Below are 17,659 nucleotides of genomic sequence, written 5' to 3'. Positions count from 1 at the left end.
AAAAAGGACTATGTAACGAATTCATTTAAACTAATTCCTCTAACTATATACTATAATTATACTATGCTTTTTCCCGATTTGAGAGTAAAAATTTACATTTTTATGTAATCATTATTCTATTAGTTCCTTTCTTGACATATACATTTGATTTTCATATAATATAATTTGTGTGAAATAAGACAGCCACGGTAAACACACAATGTTCCATCATTTTGTTCCTCGTGCGGCTGCACATAAACGAGGTGCATCGTGTAACTTCTTGCTGTCGAAGCGAAGATGCATGAAAGCAAAATGAACATTGTTTGAGATTACCCACCGGTTGTTATTTTGCAACATCAAAATAACAAGGAGGAGTCAAATTATGGCTCGTTATACAGGTCCATCTTGGAAATTATCTCGTCGTTTAGGAATCTCATTAAGCGGTACGGGGAAAGAATTAGCAAAACGTCCGTATGCTCCAGGGCAACACGGTCCAAACCAACGTAAAAAACTTTCTGAATATGGTTTACAACTTCAAGAAAAGCAAAAGCTTCGTCACATGTACGGAGTAAACGAGCGTCAATTCCGTCGCATCTTTGATGATGCTGGTAAAATGACTGGAATTCACGGTGAGAACTTCATGATTCTTCTTGAGTCTCGTCTTGATAACCTAGTTTACCGCATGGGTCTTGCACGTACTCGTCGTGCTGCTCGTCAATTAGTTAACCACGGTCACATCGTAGTTGACGGAAGCCGCGTAGATATTCCATCTTACCGCGTAAAACCTGGTCAATCAATTGGTGTTCGCGAGAAGTCTCGTAACCTTGACATCATCAAGGAATCTCTTGAAGGAAACGACTTCGTTCCAGCTTATGTAACATTTGATGCTGATAGCTTACAAGGAACGTACACTCGTCTTCCAGAACGTTCTGAGTTACCTGCTGAAATCACAGAAGCTCTTATCGTTGAGTTCTACTCTCGTTAAGCTTTATGAAAAGCCAGTCCATATGGACTGGCTTTTTTCGTAAAGAAAAGTAAAAGAGGTTACTCCATTAGACTCTAGCCTTGGCTCATGATTTTAGTTTTTCTTCTATTATATAGGATAGGCTAAGATTTTAAGTCCAACTGCTCCGGAAGCAATTAACCACATAAAAAGAGTCAGAAGATGCTCTCTTCTGACTCTTTTTTGGCTTTTGACCTCGTTCCTGTCAGAAGGTGCCCTCTCTTCTGACTCCTTTTGGGCTTTTGACACCTTTCCTGTCAGAAGACACCCTCTCTTCTGACTCTTTTGGGCTTTTGGCTTCTTTCCTGTATTCTGTCCTGTTTACTTCGTCAGCTTCATAAATTTCCGCTTGCCAACCTGAAGAATCATTCCATCTTCAACTTCGACTTGGAGTTGGACATCCTCAACCTTTTCTTCGTTGATTTTTACCCCACCATTTTGAATCATTCTACGTGCTTCTCCTTTAGATGACTGCATGTTTAGTTCCACTAACAAATCAACGATCCAGATTGGAGACTCTCCTTCCCATTTTGTTTCAGGAATATCTGTTGGAAGTGAACGTTTTTGGAAGACCGTTTGAAAATAATTTCTTGCTTCTTCAGCTGCTTCTTTCCCATGGTACATTTCAACAAAAAGTGCACCCAGATTCATCTTTGCATCACGAGGATGTACACTGCCATCCGCTAAATCAGCTTCTAACTTCTCGATTTCCTCCATTGGTAAATCTGTAGCTAGTTTGTAATACTTAATCATTAACTCATCTGGAATCGACATGGACTTACCGAATATTTCATTTGGCGCTTCATCAATTCCGATATAGTTATTTAAAGACTTAGACATTTTTCTTTCGCCATCAAGTCCTTCAATGAGCGGTAGCGTTAAGGCAACTTGTTTTTCCTTTCCGTATGCTTCTTGGAGTGTTCTTCCCATCAGGAGATTAAACTTCTGATCCGTTCCTCCAACTTCGATATCTGTATCTAAAGCTACAGAGTCATAGCCTTGCATTAATGGGTAGAAAAATTCATGGACAGAAATAGGCTGGCCTGATTTATAACGTTTTTCAAAGTCATCACGCTCTAACATTCTAGCAACGGTCATATTAGCAGCGAGCTTTACAACATCTTCAAACTGTAATGGCTTTAACCATTCTGAGTTGTAATAGATCGTTACTTTATCCATATCAAGAATTTTCCCATATTGTTCTACATAGGTTTCTGCGTTCTTTTTCACTTCTTCATCTGTTAATTGCTTGCGGGTTTCAGATTTTCCAGTTGGATCACCAATCCGTCCTGTAAAGTCGCCTATTAACATTTGGATTTCATGTCCTAGCTCTTGAAACTGACGTAATTTATGAAGTGGAACCGTGTGACCAATATGAACATCCGGTGCAGAAGGATCCATTCCTAATTTGATCTTTAAAGGTTTCCCTGTAACGACCGACTTTTCAATTTTCTTTCTAAAATCGGCTTCAGGTACAATCTCAACGACACCACGTTGTAAAAATGCTAGTTGTCGTTCCACTTCTACTTGTTGTTCTTTTGTTAATGTAAATTCTTTTTCCATCATCAATACCCCATTCTCATGTATTTATATAAAAGAAAAAAGACCTCTCCCCTAAAAAAGGGACGAGGTCTTCGCGTTACCACCCTTGTTGAAGAGAATAGATGAATCTTTTTCTCTCCCACTTCATTACATAACGGTAGATACCGTTCTTCGCTTATCACAAAGAAAGCTCCTGACTGTAATTCATCCGTCACTTATGTACTAATTCGCACCTACCATTAGCTCTCTTGAACAGGGAAGTGAAGATTACTTCGATCATTCAACGCTTAACTATTTACTTTTTTAAAGGAAACGTCTCAGTGTTTCTTTTTTACCACAATCAACCACCAATGTCAATCTGCCTGAAACCATATCGTCTTTCGACACCATGTGATATAATATTTACTGAAAATGGGAGGTTTGCTATGACTACTAACGAACGATCGTTTATAGAAAAAATAAAACAGATACCACGTACATTACATGAACGAAAAGTGTTTAGAAACATTGGCATTACATACCAAGTTTTTTGGAACTTATTTCTCGTTTTTTTAATATTAGGATGTATGTCACTCTTCTTTATTGGCGGGACGGCAGCAGGCTATTTTGCTGCACTTGTCAAGGATGAGCCATTGCGCGGACCTGATGAAATGCGTGCACAAATCTATGATTATGAAGAAACAAGTGTCGCTTATTTCGCTAATGATGTTTATTTAGGTGAATTGCCTTCAGATATTGAGCGCTATCAAGTATCTTTAGACGATATCTCCCCTCACTTAAAAAATGCACTCATTGCGACAGAAGATGAATACTTTTACGAACACGAAGGTATTGTACCAAAAGCCATTATGCGTGCAACGTTTCAAGAATTTGCGAACTCTTCTTTGCAAACAGGCGGAAGTACACTTACCCAACAATTAATAAAAAACCAAATCCTAACAAGTGAGGTTTCTTTTGATCGAAAAGCAACTGAAATTCTGCTTGCGATGAGATTGGAACACTTCCTAGAAAAAGATGAAATTTTAGAGGCATATCTAAATATAGTTCCGTTCGGCCGAAATTCATCTGGGCGGCAAATTGCCGGAGCTCAAGCAGCTGCAACTGGAATTTTTGGGGTTGAAGCTAGTGAACTATCAATCCCTCAGGCAGCCTATATTGCCGGATTGCCACAAAGCCCTTTTGGTTATACACCATTTTTACCGGGTGGAGAAGTTAAGGAAAATCTGGACCCGAGCATGAATCGGATGAGAACGGTCCTTTCAAGAATGTTCGAAGCTGGTTACATCAGTGAGCAAGAATATGAAGAGGCTCTTGTATATGACATTGCTGCAGATTTTACTGAAAGAACCCCTGCTCCTATTGAGGAATATCCTTATTTAACAAATGAGGTTTTAACACGAGCGGCAAAGGTTCTTGCAGAACAGAAACTCCAAAACAGTGACGTTGATTTAGATGAGCTTGATGCTGAAGAACGACTGGAATTAGAGAATCACTATGAACGTGTAGCTAGAAGCGAATTGCGCTCAGAGGGTTATCACATTCATACAACCATTGATGAAGAAATTTACAAAGCCATGCAAGAAGCTGTTCAAACAGACCAGCTATTTGGACCTGAAAAAAATGGTCAACAAGAAGAAGTCGCAGCTGTATTAATTGAAAATCATACAGGTGCCATAAAAGGATTTGTCGCCGGTAGGGAAGAAACAGTAGGCCGTGAATTCAACCGTGCTACAAGCGCCTATAGACAAAATGGTTCTACGATGAAGCCCTTACTAGCCTATGCACCGGCAATGGATGTTGGAGCCGTTCAACCTGGAATTGTTGTTCCAGACACGCCTACAACATATCCTGGCGGGGAACGATTATCGAACTTTGATAATTCTCATCAAGGTTTGTTATCTGTAAGAGAATCTCTTGCTAGATCAAGAAACATTCCTGCTGTGCGATCCTTCCTAATGGTTCCACACGAAAAATCGCGAGAAACGTTGCTAAAATTAGGTTTCAATCTAAATAGTGGTGAGCCTTACCCTTCTGCTCCACTAGGTTCGACAGACCACAATGTGACTGTTGAACAAAACACGAATGCCTATGCAACCTTTGCCAATGGCGGGAAGTTCATTCAATCCTATTTAATTGAGCGGATTGAAACACCAGATGGTGAAATCATTTATGAGCATGAACCTACAGAAGTTGAAGTATATAGCCCTCAGGCTTCTTATTTAACTTTAGATATGCTTCGAGATGTTTTAAAAGCTGGCGGAACAGCAAGTTCTGTACCAAGTCGACTTCGTTTTTCTGCTGACTGGGCAGGGAAAACGGGTACAACGAGTAATACGCGTGATTCTTGGTTCGTTGCCACCAACCCAAATGTGACATTAGGTGTTTGGATTGGTTATGACAGAGGAGCCGAAATTTCAACAACTGTCAATGGAATGCGTTATGGTCCAAGAACACAACAAATTTGGGCAAACATTGCAAATGCTGCTCATAGCAAAGATCCAGAGTTGATGGCTCCTAGCAGTCGCTTTTCAAGGCCTGATGGCATTGTCTCTCGTTCGATTTGTAGCTTAACGGGATTATTACCGTCTCCAGCCTGCCAAGCAGCTGGTCTAGTCACAACAGATTTATTTGACGCAAGATTCATCCCGAACCAAACGGACGATAGTTTAGAGAATGCACGATTTGTTACGATTAATGGAGAAAACTTCCTAGCCCTTGAAAATACACCTTCTGAATTTACCCAAGAAGGCTTAATGGTATCGGATGACATTCTTGGTATTAGCAACATTAGCAATTATTTGCCTGATAATATGAGAAATTTAGTTCCAGACAAAAAAGCACCTAACAACGGAAACACTCCATCTGAGGTAAATGGTTTGAACCTAAGTAGCAATACTCTCTCATGGTCTAAGCATTCTGATAATGATATTGTTGGCTATCGTATATACCGAGCTGAAAATGAAAGTACAGATTACCGCTTATATAACCATGTTAGAGGAAATGAAACGACTTCCTTCAATGTGAATAACGGAAATAACTATTCTTATTATGTAACGGCAGTGGACTCAGCTGGTCGTGAATCGTCAGCTTCTTCCTTAGTTAAAGGAAATAACTATCGTCAAGAACCAGAGCCAGAGCCGGAGCCGGAGCCGGAACCTGAACCTGAACCAGAGCCAGAGACTGATGAACCTAAAGAAGAAGAGCGAAACGGAAATGGAAATGGAAATGGGAACGGGAATGGAAACGGGAATAATAGGAATGAGAACAACGATGATTAAATGGTTTAAATACGAAGAACGCTAGGTTCCCCTAGCGTTTCTTTTTTTAACAAAAATGTGAGCGATCGGTTAAAAATAACCAATCGCTCATTTTGTTATTAATCTTCCATTGTTGATAAGTCACCCGTTGGCAAGTCTAACTCCCAAGCTTTTAATACACGTCTCATAATCTTCCCACTACGTGTTTTAGGTAATTTCGCTCTGAACTCAATTTCACGTGGAGCTGCATGTGCTGCTAGACCCTTTTTCACAAAGTTACGGATATCTTCTTTAAGTTCATCTGTTACTTCATAGCCATCACGTAAAGCAACAAATGCTTTGATGATTTCTCCTCGAACTGGGTCTGGTTTGCCGATTACACCAGCTTCTGCAACAGCAGGATGCTCTACCAATTTGCTTTCAACCTCAAATGGACCAACGCGCTCCCCAGAAGTCATAATAACATCGTCAATTCTTCCTTGGAACCAGAAATAACCGTCTTCATCCATATAGGCTGAATCACCCGAAACATACCAGCCCTCGATTTCAAAATAGCTGTTGTATTTTTCTTCGTTTTTCCAAATGGCACGCATCATCGATGGCCAGCCCTTTTTGATCGCTAAGTTACCCATACGATTAGGAGGAAGCTCATTTCCTTTATCATCAATAATCGCAGCTTTCACTCCTGGAATTGGTTTCCCCATTGAACCAGGGCGAACTTCCATTGCTGGATAATTACAAATCACTTGCGCTCCCGTCTCTGTCATCCACCACGTATCATGAATACGAAGATCGAACACTTTCTTACCCCAACGAACGACTTCTGGATTTAGTGGTTCTCCTACACTTAACATATGACGTAAGTTTGATAAGTCATATTTCTTAACAAGTTCATCCCCAGCACTCATGAGCATTCTAAATGCGGTAGGAGCGCTATACCATACCGAAACTTTATGTTTCTCTAATGTTTCATACCAATCTTGTGGACTAAAACGACCTCCACGGATCACATTCGTTACTCCTACTAACCAAGGACCAAAAATCCCGTACGAAGTACCTGTTACCCAACCTGGGTCTGCTGTACACCAGTAAACATCATCGTCCTTAAGATCCAATACCCATTTAGCTGTTTGATAATGCTGCAACATGGCATTATGAACATGCAAAACACCTTTAGGCTTACCAGTAGAACCAGATGTATAATGAAGAATTAAGCCATCCTCACGATCAACCCATTCAACATCTAGGTCTTCACTAGCTCCATTCAGTCTTGTTAAAAGATTTAAGTAGCCATCTTTTTCTTCAAACGTTTCATCAACAATAAAAACCGTTTCAAGATTTGGTAAATCGTCCACTGGAACACGCTCTAACAATGCTGGAGTTGTAACAAGTACTTTTGCCTCACTGTCTTCTAGACGATCCTTTACGGCGCCCTCCATAAAAGCCTCAAACAATGGGCCAACAATAGCTCCTAATTTGATCGCTCCAAGAACGGAGAAGTATAGCTCAGGTGAACGAGGCATAAAAATAAATACTCGATCTCCTTTTACGACTCCTGCATCACGAAGGACATTTCCAGCTTTGTTTGAAAACTTCTTCATGTCACTAAACGTATATTGTTCGTTTCGATTTGCATCGCTATAATAAAGGGCTACTTTATCCGCTTTGCCTTCCTCTACATGACGATCAATGGCTTCATAAGCGAGGTTAACGTTACCAGTTTTACTCCAAGTAAATTGGGATTCTGTTGTTTTCCAGTCAAAAGACTGTGCAGTCTGTTCATAGCTCTCTAAGTTATGGTTTCCTTTAACAGATGGAAGCGCTTGCATATTCATTGTACATCTTCCTCTCTTTATGTAGTTTCGATATACTACTTAGTATAATACATGCAGAATATTATATCAATTTAAAATTTTAAAATTAGACATTTTTTAGAAAAAAATTCGTCACTTGTTTTTCTGAAAATTCAATGACATTTAGACACGTAACCGTATTCATCATGTATAATAAAGGGGAAATCGGCTCTATAAAGGTGGTTACATAAATCATGATTCATCATAAGACATATTATTCACTCGAAGTGCCTTTCAAAGAGCACTCCCTTCTATTAGAAGGACCAATAACTTCCGATGCACTAAAGTCCCATGAATTTCATTCTGGTCTCGTCGCATTCAGAACACCTGAACAACAAAAAAAAGCACTGTTAGAGATTGCTGATTTACCAGAAGGCCGAATCAATGTTGTAAGAGATGGAAATATGATTGTCGGCTATGTAACGTTTGTTTACCCAGATCCAATGGAGCGGTGGTCAGAAGGAAAGATGGAAAATTTAATTGAACTTGGCGCTATAGAAATTGCACCTGAGTACCGCGGCGCCCAAGTCGGGAAAAATTTATTACGGTTATCTGTGTTAGATGATGCTATGGAAGATTATATAATTATTACAACTGAATACTATTGGCATTGGGACTTAAAAGGCAGTGGTCTAGATGTTTGGGAGTATCGCAAAGTCATGGAAAAAATGATGAATGCAGGTGGCCTAGAATGGTACGCTACCGATGATCCTGAGATTTGCTCCCACCCAGCTAATTGCCTTATGGCTCGTATTGGGAAACGAGTCGATACAGATTCAATTCAACAATTTGATCAGCTTCGATTCCAAAATCGATTTATGTACTAATAAGGCGGTGATACATGATGATAATTGAAAATATTATGAAACGTAATGTTATAACAGTGAATGAATCATCAACGATTAAAGATGCCATGCAGCTGTTAGAACTTCATCAAATTCGTCACATTCCTATCGTGAATGACAAGAAAGAATTGGTCGGCATTGTATCTGATAGTGATATTAGAGATGCTAGTCCTTCTATTTTTCACTTTACTGATCACCTTGAAGATTTTCATAAACCTATTTCTTCTATTATGAAAACAAATGTCATCACAGCTCACCCATTAGATTTTGTAGAAGAAGTTTCTACCCTTTTCTATGAACATCATATTGGTTGTTTACCCATATTAGAAGATGATGAGTTGGTTGGCATCATTACCGAAACAGACATGTTGCACACACTAGTTGAATTAATGGGAGCACATCAACCGAGCTCACATATTGAGGTAAAGGTTGAAAACATAACTGGAAAGCTATCTGATATTGCTGCAATATTTAAAGAATTGAAGATTAGTATTACAAGTGTTTTAGTTTATCCTCATTCCGATCCAACCTTTAAGATTCTCGTTTTTCGTATACAGACGATTGATCCAAGAAAAGTCGTTAAAGTGATTGAAGACAAAGGATATGACGTAATTTGGCCAAGTGAGCCGGGGATAATAGGATGAAAAAAGATGCGGTATTTATTTTCTCTGATGAACAATTAGCATACCGTTTTAATGATAAACATCCTTTTAATCACATGCGTCTTCAACTCACTTACGATCTATTAACGAGTTTAAATATGTTAGATACTAAATCGATTATTGCTCCACGTATCGCTACGGACGAAGAAATTGCTCTTATTCATGATGAAGCCTTTATAGATGCTGTTAAGACTGCTGGACATGGATTATTAGATCCGGCCATCGCAGCAAATTACGGTTTAGGGACGGAGGATACACCGATTTTTGCTAACATGCACGAAGCAGCCTCTTTGTTAGTTGGTGGTACCCTACAAGCTGTGGATGAAGTAATGACAGGTAGAGCACAACATGCGCTTCACTTAGGTGGTGGGTTACATCACGGTTTCAAAGGAAAGGCGTCTGGTTTTTGCATTTACAACGATAGTTCAATTGCTATTGAGTACATGAAAAAGAAATACGGTGCACGAGTTTTATACGTTGATACAGATGCCCACCATGGAGATGGAGTGCAATGGGCCTTTTACGATGATCCTGATGTCTGTACACTCAGCATTCATGAAACAGGTCGATATCTGTTTCCAGGGACAGGCCAGGTGCACGAAAAAGGAACAGGAAAAGGCTATGGATTCTCTATCAATGTTCCGGTTGATGCTTTTACAGAAGATGAATCCTTTTTAGAGGTATATGAAACGTCCTTTCGTGAAGTGATTGAGTTCTTTAAACCCGACGTTATTCTTACGCAAAATGGAGCAGATGCCCATCACTTCGACCCGCTCACTCATCTCTGTTCTACGATTGAAACGTATAAACGAATCCCTAAGCTTGCTCATGAATTAGCTCATGAATTTTGTGATGGACGTTGGATTGCTGTAGGTGGAGGTGGTTATGACATTTGGCGTGTTGTTCCTAGAGCATGGGCTTATATTTGGTTAACGATGACCAACCAAACCAACCTACTCTCAGATGCAATACCTGAAGCATGGTTGAATAAATGGTCTAATAAAGCGGAAGAGAAACTCCCAAACAACTGGTTCGATAGCAACATTGTACCAACTATCCCTCGTAAACCAGAAATCACTGAAAAAAACGCAAAAACGTTGGAGAAAGCTCTTTTTCATATACGGAATGAAAAGAGAAAATAAACAAAAGGCTACAAATATGAGAGCGGTTTCTCACATTTAGTAGCCCTTTTTCTATGTCACTTGAGTAATGATAAGATGTTTGAAACAAGGATATGGGATTGTTCACTTGCCAGATGTGTAAATTCCTCAAAATTAACGGACGCATCCCCATTGGCTTTATCTGACATTGATCGAATAATAACGAACGGTACCTTATTCATAGCCGCAACTTGCGCGACAGCCGCTCCTTCCATCTCAACGCAAGCAGCCTGGAATTCCTCCCTTAACTTTTGTACATAATCATAATTAGCAACAAACTGATCCCCACTAACAATTCGTCCTTTTACGATTTGCCTATTTGTTAGTTTCTTTGCAGCATCGACAGCTACTTCAACAAGCTCTTCGTCTGCTTGAAAGTCAGATGTTCCTTCAAAGAAAGGGATATGACCTTTTTTAAATCCAAGAGCAGTCACATCGAGATCATGCTGCATAGCACTAGTTGAAATGACGAGATCTCCTACGTCTAACGATTCATCAACGGCTCCAGCAACCCCTGTAAAAAGTAAATGAGTAATCGAGAAATGATCAACTAACAGTTGTGTTGTAAGAGCAGCATTCACCTTTCCTACTCCCGATTTACATAGGACAATGGCTTGCTGATTCATTCTTCCTTCATAAAAAGTAACCGTTGCATAACAATGCTCTTTTGTCACTTCCATTTCTGATTTCATTCGATCTATTTCTTCGTTCATAGCACCAATAATGCCAATCTTCATCGTAAGCCTCCTAATTCCAACAACAGCTAAATTTTATTATAAAAACGTAGCATTGCAATGACTGTTTTCGCGTTTATATTATTTTTGAATCTTGATTTTAGCCATAAAAAAGGACTAATCGAGCATAACTTGCCACAAATATACCGAAAAAACAGAGCAAATGCAAAATTTATTCGGTACTGTGTTCCTGTTACTCACGTTAGTCACTTTAATACGTATCACCGTCATCATATGTGGGATCAGAAATAACGATGACAACCCGACGATTCATTTGTAAATTTTCAACAGTCGTATTAGGTACAACAGGGCGTGTATCGCCATAACCTGTTGCAATAAACCGACTTGGTTCAAGATTATACGTATCTATTAAAAAACGAATTACACTACTAGCACGAGCTCCCGATAGTTCCCAATTCGAAGGAAATCGATACGTTGAAATAGGACGGCTATCCGTGTGCCCCTCTACTTTAACAATATTAGGTATTGATTCTAACAATGTACCAACCTTCGATAAAAACAGTTCAGCTTCATCGAGTAATTCGGCTTCAGCTGTCTCAAAAAGGGTTCGCTCTTGTAAAACCAGTACTACACCACGGTCATCTCTTGTTGCTGAAATGACTTCTGTTAATTCGTTTTCTTCTAGAAATTCATTCACCTCATGAAGCAATTCATCTAATTCAGCAGTAGAATCTGTTTCATCACCAAAATCGCCTTCCTCAAATGGATCTTTTCTCTCTTCTCCTCGTTCTTCACTAGGATTTTCGAAATCAATCGCAGATGGCATATATTCAAAAATTTGACGCTGTTGAAACGAATCAGCAATGGCTCGAAACTTTTGAGCATCTACAACTGACATCGAAAATAGCAAAATAAAAAAAACGAGAATGAGAGTCATAAGATCCGAGAACGTAACCATCCATTTGGGAGCACCTTTATCTTCTTGCCGCTTCCGATTACGATGCAACATTTTGGTCACCTTGTACGTCTTCATCATTTGTTGCTTTTCTATTCGCAACCGAGAATGCACTTAGTTTTTCTTGAAGGACTTTAGGATTTTGGCCAGATTGAACCCCAATCACGCTTCAATGATAATTTGTTTAACAAATACTTCCTCATCGGTTTTATTTGAAAGCTTTGTAGCCATTGGCAAAAAGACTAAGTTGGCTAATACTGTCCCGTATAAAGTTGTTAGTAGTGCAACAGCCATATTAGGACCTAACGTAGCTGGATCATTTAAATTTTGCAACATAAGAACCAAACCAACAAGGGTCCCAATCATTCCCCAAGCAGGAGCATATTCTCCAGCTTTTTCAATAATCGCTCTGCCTTTTCGATGACGTTCTTCCATCGCAATCACTTCGGCCATCATAATATCCTTAATGACGTCAGGTTCAATACCATCAACAGCCAGCAAAACACCTTTCTTAATAAAAGGATCTTCAACATCATCTAAACCAGCCTCTAAGCTAGAAGTCCTTCACGCCTCGCCTTTGTTGAAAGCTCGACAAACGTATCAATCAATTGATTTAGATCATGAGTTTCAGTTCGAAACGCTTGACCAACTACTTTTGGAACAAGCTTCACTTCTTGCATGGAAAAAGTAATAATAATTGCAGCTATAAGACCACCTATTACAATGAGTACAGAGGCAATCTGAATAAAGAATACAAGTCCAGAAGGTCCAGAGTTTGAGAAAACAGCCAGTAGAAGTACAACTATACCTAGAACAATTCCTACTGGTGTCATAATGTCAAATTTTTTCATAATCCTCTCCCATGGGAACTTCAACTTTTAATAGCACTATACGGTGTTGCCATCGTATAGTGCATATTCAATTAAAATCCCTTATGATTTCGTTGATTGTCTAAATTCTATTCGATGTGGGAGCACGACAACTTGATCGGTTACTTCCTCTTTATTCATTAATTTTGTTAACAATCGCATGGATACCGCACCAATATCATACATCGGCTGTACGACAGTTGATAGAGTTGGCCGAACCATCGTTGCTAATCGCGTATTATCAAAGCCAAGTACCTCTATATCGTCTGGAATGGATAAACCATGGTCTTGTGCCCCATGAATCACACCTAATGCCATCTCATCAGTAGATGCAAAAATAACAGATGGTCTGTTCTCTAATTCAAGGAAAGACTTCATTGCGTCAATGCCTGAATCATACGTGTAATCACCAATGACGACCAATTGTTCATCAAATGATAGGCCCGCACCTTCAATGGCTTCTCGATAACCTATAAACTTTTGATATCCATTAACCGGATCATCTAATGTTCCTGAAAGCATTCCAATTCGTTCATGTCCTCGTTGAATTAACTCTGTTATGGCATCATAAACAGCTTGTCTATAATCGATATTTACAGAAGGAATTTCGTTATTAGCGTCTAACGTTGCTGCTAAAACAACCGGTACAGGAGAACGTTTAAATTGCAAAACGTGTTCTTCTGTAATATGTCCTCCCATAAAAACAATTCCATCTACTTGTTTTTCAAGTAATGTGTTAATTAGGTGAATTTCTTTATCCTGATTTTGGTCAGAGTTACAAAGAATGATATTGTACTTGTACATCGTAGCAATATCCTCAATCCCTCGTGCTAATTCTGCAAAAAAGATACTTGAAATATCAGGGATGATAACCCCTACCGTCGTTGTTTTTTTGCTAGCTAATCCTCTAGCAACCGCATTCGGTCGATAACCAAGCCTTTCAATTGCTTCAAGAACTTTTTTTCGTGTTGCGGGCTTTACATTTGGATTTCCGTTAACGACACGTGAAACAGTCGCCATTGAAACTCCAGCTTCTCTTGCTACATCATATATGGTTGTATTCACTAGGATCCTCCTCAATTTTTGAAAATAACCTTTTCGTTTTCATGATTGTATAGATATCATACGATACTCTGAAGAGGTCCGCAATGTTCTACACTACTTATATCGACATCCTTCGAAAATTTTTCATAGTATTTTCATTTTCGAGCAATAAAAATCTGGTTTTTCCATAATTCTTTCATAAAAAAGGAGTTACCAACAAATAGTGGTAACTCCTTTTTCGTTATCCTTTGTATAGCCCTGAAGCCAACAAGTCGTCAACAAATTTATTGAATTGTGGAATATCCATTTGTTGTGCCGAATCTGATAATGCAACAGCTGGGTCTGGATGAACTTCAGCCATCACCGCGTCTGCACCAATAGCAAATGCCGCTTTAGCAGTTGGTAACAGTAAATCGCGTCTTCCAGTAGAGTGAGTAACATCCACTAATACAGGCAAGTGCGTTTCTTGTTTAAGGATTGGAACAGCCGAAATATCTAATGTATTTCGAGTTGCTGTTTCATACGTTCTAATTCCACGTTCACATAACATTAAATTGTTGTTCCCTTTTGCAACAATGTATTCAGCTGCATGGATAAATTCTTGAATTGTAGCAGATAGTCCTCGTTTTAATAAGACGGGCTTATCAACGGCTCCTGCTGTTTTTAATAATTCGAAGTTTTGCATATTACGTGCGCCAATTTGAATGACATCTACATAATCTAACGCAGTCTCAATATCAGCCGGACTAACAATTTCACTAATGACTACCATATCAAGCTCATCCGCTACTTTTTTAAGAATTTGTAACCCTTCTAGCCCTAAACCTTGGAAGTCGTAAGGTGATGTACGAGGCTTAAACGCACCACCACGAAGCAGTTTGATTCCACGTTCTTTTAGAGCTTTCGCTACCGTTAGTACTTGCTCATAGCTTTCAACCGCACAAGGCCCCATAACAAGACGTTGCTGGCCATCTCCCATCATGACACCTTTTAAATCAACGACTGTATTATCAGGATGCTTCTTCCTTGAAACGAGTAATGCCTTGCTGTTATCTTCCTCTTGTAATTCAAGACTAGCTTTGAAGATTTGCTTGAATAAATGTTGCAGAGTTGATGTTTCAAAAGGCCCCTTGTTATTGGCAGCAATGTGATCAAGCATGCTTCGTTCTCTGACTGGATCAAATCTATTTACACCTTGTGTACTTTTTACTTTTCCAATTTCTTGAACAAGACGAGCTCGCTCATTAATGGTCTCAAGAAGCTTCAGGTTCACCTCATCTAGTTCTGATCTCAACACATCTAATTTATCATTACTCACTACTCTCCACTCCCTTTTTTGCTTCCTTTGTATTTAAGAATTATTATAAATGAAAATTCTGAGAATGTCACGAATTTTCTTTAACGCTTTTAAGCTTTTATGCTTCTACGCTTTTATACGTTAATTTAATAAAGTTATTATTTCGTTTACGTACAGCAGGAATGTTTAGTAGAATAAATATAGTTAAATTCCGGGAAGGGAGTATACTGCTTCCTTGCCAATGAAGGTGATAATTCATGTCCGCTGATCTTCCACTTTTTGCCCTTGATATTGGAACACGTACGGTCGTTGGTCTTTTGTTACAGCCAAACGACGGTACGTACCAATTAATCGATAAAATTGTAAAAGAACACGATGAAAGAGCGATGCTTGATGGACAAATTCATGATGTCCCTGCCGTAGCCAAAGTAATCCAACAAATAAAAAATTCTCTTGAAGCAAAACACGGTCCTTTAAAAAAAGTATGTGTTGCCGCAGCAGGACGTTCATTAAAAACAAAGCGTTCTCAAATGACAGTCGACATTGAGACAAAACCAATGCTAACTCGAGATGACTTGCTCCATTTAGAACTAAGCGCAGTACAAAATGCCCAGTTTTTATTAGCCAATGAAGAAGCAAATCAATCAGCTTATGAATATTATTGTGTCGGATATTCGGTGCTTGCTTATAGACTTGATGGCGAAATAATCGGAAGCTTACTAGATCAAAGTGGTAAAGAAGCTTCTGTTGAAGTAATAGCGACTTTCCTGCCAAAAGTAGTCGTTGAATCCTTATTAGCTGCTCTTGCTCGAGCAGATTTAGAGTTAGAAGCATTAACACTTGAACCGATTGCCGCCATCAATGTATTAATACCTCCATCCATGCGACGGTTAAATGTAGCTTTAGTTGATATCGGAGCAGGAACTTCTGATATCGCCTTAACAGCTGAGAATACTATTATTGCGTACGGCATGGTCCCTGTTGCCGGTGATGAAATTACGGAAGCCATTAGTGATTCGTATTTATTAGATTTTCCCGATGCAGAAAAGGTAAAAAGAGACCTACTTCATCAAGATAGCGTATCAATGATTGATATACTTGGCAATGAGATTTTATATGAGAAAACTGAAGTCGAAGCAACAATTGAAGCATCGATTCGACAGTTAGCCAAGTCCATAACGGATGAAATTCTTCACCTTAATGGTCAAGCACCACAAGCTGTCATGTTAGTCGGAGGAGGGAGTTTAACACCAAATTTGCCTCAATTTATTCAAGAATACCTTGGACTAGCTTCAAACCGGGTTGCAATCAGAGGCGCCGATGCCATCAAACTTTTAGATAAAAATGCGGAAGAAGTCTATGGTCCTGAGCTTGTGACGCCTATTGGAATTGCCATTGCTGCAAAAGAAAATCCCATTGAGTATATCAGTATTATAGTAAACAATCGCACACTAAGGCTTTTTGACGTAAAAAAATTAACCGTTGGTGATGGGTTACTAGCTGCAGGAATTGATATTGCTAAATTGTACGGAAAGCCTGGACTAGCTCTTATGGTCACTGTATTTGGTAAGCTTATTTCAATTCCTGGACAACATGGTGGTCCACCTATTTTATTAAAAAATGATCAACCAACATCATTAGATGCTCCTCTTGAAGCAAACGATTGCCTCCATGTACAACGTGGTCAGGACGGAGAATCATCTACTATTACTATAAAAGATTTACTTGGTGATATTCCAAGTAAGCAAATTTTACTGAACAATGAACTCGTTGAATTGCCTATTACGTATTATATAAACAATCAAGAAGTTTCCGCTGATACAATCGTTGCTGAACGTAATGTTATTACAACCAAAAATGCGAATACATTACGCGATTTGCTTCAATATAAAGGGTATTTATCTTATATAAGACCTATAACAGTAACCGTCAATGAAGAAAATTGGACGTATACGAATCATCTGCCTGATATCTTTGTAAATGGGAAAAAGCAGTCTTTGGATTATGTTCTAGCAAATCATGACAACATTGAAATGGAACTAAAGCATTCAAGTTCTACCATTCAGGATCTCTTACTTTCAAAAGGCTATGACACACAATGGTCCATCCGCGTCACCTATAACGGCGAACCACTTGTGTTGACAAAGAACACCGTGGACGTTTTCAGGAACGAGCAACCTGTGAGCTTAGACGAAGCTTTCCATCCAAATGACAGCTTCACGTTCAAAACGAAGAATAACCGTTCTTTTATTTTACAAGATCTGTTTTCCTTTATTGAGATTAATATTGCCTCTTTAGTAGGGAAACGATTGTCAATTAAAATAAACGGAGATGAGGCATCTTTTAGCAGCCCTTTATCTGATAAGGATCAAGTCGATATATCTGTTATTGAAGTGAGCAAAACATAAAAAGGGTTGTCACATACAAATCCGATATCCAGTAGAATCTACGTCTTCATCTACTGAATATCGGATCTATGTATAATGACAACCTTTTTT

General features: G+C 39.0%; 12 protein-coding genes, 1 pseudogene and 1 other annotated feature. Of the genes and pseudogenes, 6 read left to right on the top strand and 7 right to left on the bottom strand.

Translation table 11 applies throughout. The features are described from left to right. Positions 1 to 361: 361 nt before the first annotated feature. Positions 362 to 964, top strand: coding sequence for a 30S ribosomal protein S4 (gene rpsD / locus JCM9140_RS08100; RefSeq protein ID WP_034744792.1), 603 nt, complete (start codon positions 362 to 364; stop codon positions 962 to 964). 339 nt (positions 965 to 1,303) lie between these two features. Here rpsD and tyrS read toward each other — a convergent pair whose 3' ends face one another. Next, on the bottom strand, positions 1,304 to 2,545 hold the full coding sequence (tyrS, locus tag JCM9140_RS08095; RefSeq protein WP_034744789.1) for a tyrosine--tRNA ligase: 1,242 nt from the start codon (positions 2,543 to 2,545) through the stop codon (positions 1,304 to 1,306). 55 nt (positions 2,546 to 2,600) lie between these two features. Continuing rightward, positions 2,601 to 2,817, bottom strand: a binding site (T-box leader). A 132-nt stretch (positions 2,818 to 2,949) separates the two neighbouring features. Here tyrS and JCM9140_RS08090 point away from each other — a divergent pair. After that, on the top strand, positions 2,950 to 5,802 hold the full coding sequence (locus JCM9140_RS08090) for a transglycosylase domain-containing protein (protein WP_034744784.1): 2,853 nt from the start codon (positions 2,950 to 2,952) through the stop codon (positions 5,800 to 5,802). Positions 5,803 to 5,900: 98 nt separating this feature from the next. Here JCM9140_RS08090 and acsA read toward each other — a convergent pair whose 3' ends face one another. Further along, positions 5,901 to 7,616 carry an acetate--CoA ligase gene (gene acsA, locus JCM9140_RS08085; protein WP_034744782.1) on the bottom strand — a complete coding sequence of 572 codons (1,716 nt, stop codon included), beginning with the start codon at positions 7,614 to 7,616 and terminating at the stop codon, positions 5,901 to 5,903. A 212-nt stretch (positions 7,617 to 7,828) separates the two neighbouring features. On the opposite strand from acsA, the gene JCM9140_RS08080 reads away from it, so the two are divergent. Genes JCM9140_RS08080 through JCM9140_RS08070 form a run of 3 tightly spaced genes read left to right on the top strand, consistent with a single transcriptional unit; the run spans position 7,829 to position 10,283 of the window. Continuing rightward, complete coding sequence (locus JCM9140_RS08080; RefSeq protein WP_034744779.1) at positions 7,829 to 8,461, top strand: GNAT family N-acetyltransferase; 633 nt, start codon at positions 7,829 to 7,831, stop codon at positions 8,459 to 8,461. A 17-nt stretch (positions 8,462 to 8,478) separates the two neighbouring features. Further along, positions 8,479 to 9,123, top strand: coding sequence for an acetoin utilization AcuB family protein (locus JCM9140_RS08075; protein ID WP_034744856.1), 645 nt, complete (start codon positions 8,479 to 8,481; stop codon positions 9,121 to 9,123). Continuing rightward, positions 9,120 to 10,283 carry an acetoin utilization protein AcuC gene (locus tag JCM9140_RS08070; protein ID WP_034744776.1) on the top strand — a complete coding sequence of 388 codons (1,164 nt, stop codon included), beginning with the start codon at positions 9,120 to 9,122 and terminating at the stop codon, positions 10,281 to 10,283. The genes JCM9140_RS08075 and JCM9140_RS08070 overlap by 4 nt, the downstream gene beginning before the upstream one ends. Positions 10,284 to 10,339: 56 nt before the next feature. On the opposite strand, the gene JCM9140_RS08065 is transcribed toward JCM9140_RS08070, so the two are convergent. The 5 genes and pseudogenes from JCM9140_RS08065 to JCM9140_RS08045 all read right to left on the bottom strand — a co-directional run bounded on the left by JCM9140_RS08065 (position 10,340) and on the right by JCM9140_RS08045 (position 15,182). Beyond that, entirely contained in the window at positions 10,340 to 11,038 is a 699-nt protein-coding gene (locus JCM9140_RS08065; protein ID WP_034744773.1) for a 5'-methylthioadenosine/adenosylhomocysteine nucleosidase, read from the bottom strand. A 208-nt stretch (positions 11,039 to 11,246) separates the two neighbouring features. Continuing rightward, positions 11,247 to 12,005 (bottom strand): flagellar motor protein MotS, encoded by a 759-nt coding sequence (motS, locus tag JCM9140_RS08060; RefSeq protein WP_034744770.1) that lies wholly within the window; start codon positions 12,003 to 12,005, stop codon positions 11,247 to 11,249. After that, positions 11,992 to 12,802, bottom strand: a pseudogene (gene motP / locus JCM9140_RS08055) (flagellar motor protein MotP). The gene motS and the pseudogene motP overlap by 14 nt, the downstream one beginning before the upstream one ends. Before the next feature lie 81 nt (positions 12,803 to 12,883). Beyond that, positions 12,884 to 13,885 (bottom strand): catabolite control protein A, encoded by a 1,002-nt coding sequence (gene ccpA / locus JCM9140_RS08050; protein WP_034744767.1) that lies wholly within the window; start codon positions 13,883 to 13,885, stop codon positions 12,884 to 12,886. Positions 13,886 to 14,105: 220 nt separating this feature from the next. After that, on the bottom strand, positions 14,106 to 15,182 hold the full coding sequence (locus tag JCM9140_RS08045; RefSeq protein ID WP_034744764.1) for a bifunctional 3-deoxy-7-phosphoheptulonate synthase/chorismate mutase: 1,077 nt from the start codon (positions 15,180 to 15,182) through the stop codon (positions 14,106 to 14,108). A 236-nt stretch (positions 15,183 to 15,418) separates the two neighbouring features. Here JCM9140_RS08045 and JCM9140_RS08040 point away from each other — a divergent pair, with 236 nt between their 5' ends. Then, the gene (locus tag JCM9140_RS08040; RefSeq protein ID WP_034744761.1) at positions 15,419 to 17,569 is read left to right on the top strand and encodes a cell division protein FtsA; all 2,151 of its coding nucleotides are present in this window, start codon (positions 15,419 to 15,421) and stop codon (positions 17,567 to 17,569) included. The last annotated feature ends 90 nt before the right edge of the window (positions 17,570 to 17,659 follow it).

Origin of the sequence: Halalkalibacter wakoensis JCM 9140 (genome assembly GCF_000513095.1) — a bacterium.
Classification (GTDB): domain Bacteria; phylum Bacillota; class Bacilli; order Bacillales; family Bacillaceae_D; genus Halalkalibacter; species Halalkalibacter wakoensis.
Note: the sequence above shows the minus strand (reverse complement) of the source record. Positions and strands in the feature narration are given on the sequence as shown.